This is a genomic window from Arthrobacter sp. ZGTC412 (assembly GCF_002929215.1).
Taxonomy (GTDB): Bacteria; Actinomycetota; Actinomycetes; order Actinomycetales; family Micrococcaceae; genus Arthrobacter.
The window spans coordinates 1-3931 of sequence record NZ_PJII01000041.1; the positions used below are offsets into that span (position 1 = coordinate 1).

At 60.9% G+C, this 3931-nt stretch carries 5 protein-coding genes; 3 read left to right on the forward strand and 2 right to left on the reverse strand.

The window, feature by feature from the left end; translation table 11 throughout:
• Positions 1-461: 461 nt before the first annotated feature.
• From CXQ88_RS21225 to CXQ88_RS21235, 3 genes are all read left to right on the forward strand, one after another.
• On the forward strand, positions 462-716 hold the full coding sequence (locus tag CXQ88_RS21225; RefSeq protein ID WP_104046136.1) for a hypothetical protein: 255 nt from the start codon (positions 462-464) through the stop codon (positions 714-716).
• A 59-nt stretch (positions 717-775) separates the two neighbouring features.
• Positions 776-973 (forward strand): helix-turn-helix domain-containing protein, encoded by a 198-nt coding sequence (locus tag CXQ88_RS21230; protein ID WP_104046137.1) that lies wholly within the window; start codon positions 776-778, stop codon positions 971-973.
• A 716-nt stretch (positions 974-1689) separates the two neighbouring features.
• Positions 1690-2208, forward strand: a complete 519-nt coding sequence (locus CXQ88_RS21235; RefSeq protein ID WP_258062060.1) for a class I SAM-dependent methyltransferase — start codon at positions 1690-1692, stop codon at positions 2206-2208.
• 36 nt (positions 2209-2244) lie between these two features.
• Here the strand turns inward: CXQ88_RS21235 and CXQ88_RS21240 are convergent, their stop codons facing one another.
• Positions 2245-2538 (reverse strand): hypothetical protein, encoded by a 294-nt coding sequence (locus CXQ88_RS21240; RefSeq protein WP_104046138.1) that lies wholly within the window; start codon positions 2536-2538, stop codon positions 2245-2247.
• A 493-nt stretch (positions 2539-3031) separates the two neighbouring features.
• Positions 3032-3253, reverse strand: coding sequence for a hypothetical protein (locus CXQ88_RS21245; protein ID WP_258062058.1), 222 nt, complete (start codon positions 3251-3253; stop codon positions 3032-3034).
• Positions 3254-3931: the final 678 nt, after the last annotated feature.

The following is a 3931-nucleotide window of genomic DNA, read 5'->3' on the forward strand; positions in this document are numbered from 1 at the left end:
GATGACTCCAGCGTAGGAGCGCCACAAGCCCGAAACGAGGGATGTTTCCGGTTCTTCGTGCAACCGTTAAGCGGCCGAAAATCCAATCACGGGACCGTAATTCGGAAGCGCATTTCCGGGCCCCCGAAAGACGTTTGTGGCCCATTCGCCACACCGCCGTTACCGCCGGTAACGGCCAATACGTGCCGGGTAGGCAAGGGTGCGGCACTCCGGGCCCGTAGATTGGCAAACATTCTTCCCCACGAACACGCTCCTCATGTAGCGCGAGAGAAAAGCAGGTACTCAGCCTGCTTACAAGTAGACCATCGGTCAAAGTCGGGTACCTGTTACCCCTGTGGCTCCTGGGGCAGGAGGGTTAGCGTGGGCCTCATGGTGCTACCGGCGCGGAACCGTTCTCGGCAGGAAACCCGGGCCCGCACCACCAAGTGACTCAGCGTTTACCGCAAGGAGGACTGATCATTATGTTGGAAATACCTGCTAGCACGTCCGCCCCGGACACCCAGCCCCGCCGGATGCCCGCATTCTTCCGGGAAACCATAGCCCGTGCACGCGCGCTTGCCGTTCCCTACAAGCTCGGCGAGGTGGTCATCGGGGAGGACCCCTTCAACGGCCGAAGGGAAGGTGTGATAGTGGCGAAGAACGGAACCCTCGTGGGTCTACAGACCGCAAGCCGCACCTTCTTCTACGACTACCGTCAGCTGCGGCGGGCCGACTAGCAAACCCCTGCACCAGCTGACCAACAACCACGATCCGAAGCCTAGGAGCTCCGATTGACATGTCGACCGAAAACTTGCCCAGCCCGTACCTCACCATCGCCGAAGTGGCCGAAGCCATGCGGGTGTCCAAGATGACCGTGTACCGACTGGTCCGAGCCCACGCATTGGCTTCGGTGCGCTTCGGGAGGTCTTACCGCATCCCTGAGAACGCCTTCGCAGAATATCTCAGGAAAGCCGGAGACTCCGCGGGGTCCTGAAGTTGGCCGCCCGCCATTGCCGCCGGCCTGTCACAAGTCCTCCTCCTCCAGCCCAAAGGCGGGTGATCGTCCGCGGCAACTTGTCCTAGAAACGCTCCTCCCGCCTCTGGAAATCGGGGTGGCGGCTGCTGTTGGGGGACGTTCTTCGAGGCGGCGGGTGTCGAGATTCGCGTTTAGCCCGCTCGGGACCTGCGGCCCTTGCCTGTCTCAGGAACTCTTCGCAGCGACAACTGTCTTGAGCCCTGTGTCTCCGGACTTGATGAGCGATGGCCTTGCCTGAAAGCCGGACGGCCACCGGGCGAGACCTGCTCGGTTTCAGTCAAATGTTCTGCCGTGCGCATGGGTGCCTCCTGTGGGCGATGAATGCCCATAGCCCATGGCCGTGCAGCACTAGAGAAATGGGCCCTACTGAAACCGTTCCACAACTCTTGGAACAGGTCCCAGGCGGGGGCTCTCACTGGATCGAGATGCTGCGAATGCCGGGTATGTGGCTGTCCCGTAAATTTCTAAAACTGGCGCCATAATTCCCCGGCACAAGGGCAACTTTGGGTACGAGGCCAGCAGCGGAGAAACCCTGTTTCCCGGAGGCTGCAATGAACCAGACCAACAACGCAGACATCACGAAAGCCTTCAACAAGAACGCCCGTCTTTATGACCGGTGGATGACCTTTTTCGAGCGCTACATTGCCAATGGAGCCCGGGCCTGAGCCGTGTCGATGACCCACGGGACGGTAGTCGAGATCGGGGTGGGTTCGGGTTTGAACCTCCCGCTCTACGGCCCGGAGGTGGAGAGTGTGACCGGGTTCGACCTCTCTGACAAGATGCTTGCAATCGCCCGCCGACGCGTACGGGAAAAGCGAATCGATCGCATCGACTTACATCACGGCGACGCGCAGACCCTGGACCTGCCGTCGGAAAGCGCGGACACCTTCATGTCCACCTTCACGTTCTGCACCATCCACGATCCGCTGGCCGCCAGCCGTGAGGCCTACCGTGTACTCCGCCCGGGCGGAGTATTCGTCCTGACCGAACACGGGCGCTCCACCCGTGCCCTGGCTCGAAGGGTCATGCGGGCAATCGAACCACCAATCACCCGCTTCAGCGCCGAACATATCACCCGTGATCCCGTGCCGTACCTGACGGGCGCGGGCTTCACCATTACCGAAGTTCAGCACGGCGGACCTGGCGGCATCGTCTTTCGGATACTTGCCCACAAGCAACCGCTCAGAAATTAAGAGCAATGGGACGATCGGTGGTGGAGCGCCTGGCTATTACTCGCGGTGGGCTCCACTTTCCGAATCGTCATCGGGGCGGGCCGGACCGGCATCCTGGTCCCCAGGGGAACCATTGGCTTGGTCGGCGGCGATGCCGCGCTGGTGGGCCGTTCCGGCATCTCCATAGTCACCCTCGGCGTATTCACCGCTCCCCCGCGCGTCAGCGCGAGCGTCCACCGATCCGGCGTCTCCGTAGTCACCGGTTGCGTACTGTCCGCTATCAGCTTCCACAGCAGGATCCGGCGTGCTGATGTGACGTTCCCGGGGATCGGGCTCGTTGCTCTTCGACATCAGGGATCCTTTCTGGAAGAAGTGAGCCCCAGTAGCGTGTATGGAAAATTTATCCATGATCAGTGCCTGGCGACAGTGCCCTGGCAGGCATGAAAGTCCTGAACTGGCTCACGCGTAGGGCAGGTCGACCGCCACCATAAAGTGGCCCGGTGCCCTCACTCCAGCACAGAAAAGAGTTGTCGCTTAGGGAGTGAGGGGCTTTCTGAAACCGACCAGGCTGTCCTGCTGTTTGTCATCGTCGTGAAAGTTATGCGTGGGGTTATTGTCACCTCTTGTGGCGGAGGTGCTTTTTGCGTACTTTTCTCCTTCGTTTCTTCACCGGTACGGAGACCATTTCTCCGCAGCTTGCCGGATCCGCACCACCAGTGCATCAGCGACGATGCCACCGTAAGGAGGATCCTATGTGGGCAATCCCAGCCGGCACCTTGACTTCCAGCACACGGCCCCGCCGTCTGACCAAGTCGATCGGGTACACCCGGGGCGAGGCGGGTCTCTAAGCGCCTACACCAATTCCTTTCCCGCGGATAAAATCCTGATCCTCTAGGGAGAGCAGCATCTGGCCGTGTCCGTCAACTTCCACATGCCCCGCGGAATTCTGCTTAATCATGGCGGCGACAGTGCGCGGCACCGTCACACATCCCGGATTGTCCAAAAGCCACTGACGCGTCTGTGAATCAAGTCGTTCCCACTCGTCCTTCAGTGTCATCTCGTGCATTCGCCCTTTCCCGTTTCCCCAACAACCGGCCGCCCGGCCTTAGGATCCCGCTAAGAGTACGTCTCAGGTCAAAAGAAGAACAGGGCCCCTTCACCGACCATGACCTCGGAAGCAGGTACTCCCCGCTCGTAATCCCCGGCGACCACGTGGTCGGCACCCCTGGAAGCGCGTAAGGCATGCGAACTGTGCCGGGCCTAAACTCAGTCATGGAGACGATCCCGGCGGTGATCCTGATTTTCGGCGCGGCTTTCGTCTGGATGGGCTTGACGGTGTTCGTACTCCACCGGTTGCGGCGCCGCCGGAACGGGTCATCACTAGTGGCTTCAGCTTCCCCTCCCGCTGAGCCCAGCATCAACCGTCCCCACAGGCCCTGGCGCCGCTTCCGCCCAGTTACGGTTCAGGCCCCGGCGCGAGGGCGCAGGATGCGCGTCAGGCGGGTCCGCGGGTGAAGACATGGCACTGGGGAGCCCTTGGTGGAAGGCCCTGCAAGCGCCGGGCAGCTAACAATTCAATAGGCATCATCCGGTCCAGGGTGATCAGTTCTTGGGAGCAGACATGGATGCCGGGACCGTTCTCGGATTCTTAGTGGGGTACTTTGCCACCGTTGCTGGCGTGTTCCTCCTGTACTTCCCGGTCGTTGTCCTCTGCGTTGTGCTGCTGATCGCAGGTGGTGTTCTC

What these genes read in the sequence shown, in the direction of transcription:
- CXQ88_RS21235 (WP_258062060.1), top strand. Translation starts at nt 1,690, where the DNA reads ATGACCCACGGGACGGTAGTCGAGATCGGGGTGGGTTCGGGTTTGAAC.
- CXQ88_RS21230 (WP_104046137.1), top strand. Translation starts at nt 776, where the DNA reads ATGTCGACCGAAAACTTGCCCAGCCCGTACCTCACCATCGCCGAAGTG.
- CXQ88_RS21240 (WP_104046138.1), bottom strand. Translation starts at nt 2,538, where the DNA reads ATGTCGAAGAGCAACGAGCCCGATCCCCGGGAACGTCACATCAGCACG.
- CXQ88_RS21225 (WP_104046136.1), top strand. Translation starts at nt 462, where the DNA reads ATGTTGGAAATACCTGCTAGCACGTCCGCCCCGGACACCCAGCCCCGC.
- CXQ88_RS21245 (WP_258062058.1), bottom strand. Translation starts at nt 3,253, where the DNA reads ATGCACGAGATGACACTGAAGGACGAGTGGGAACGACTTGATTCACAG.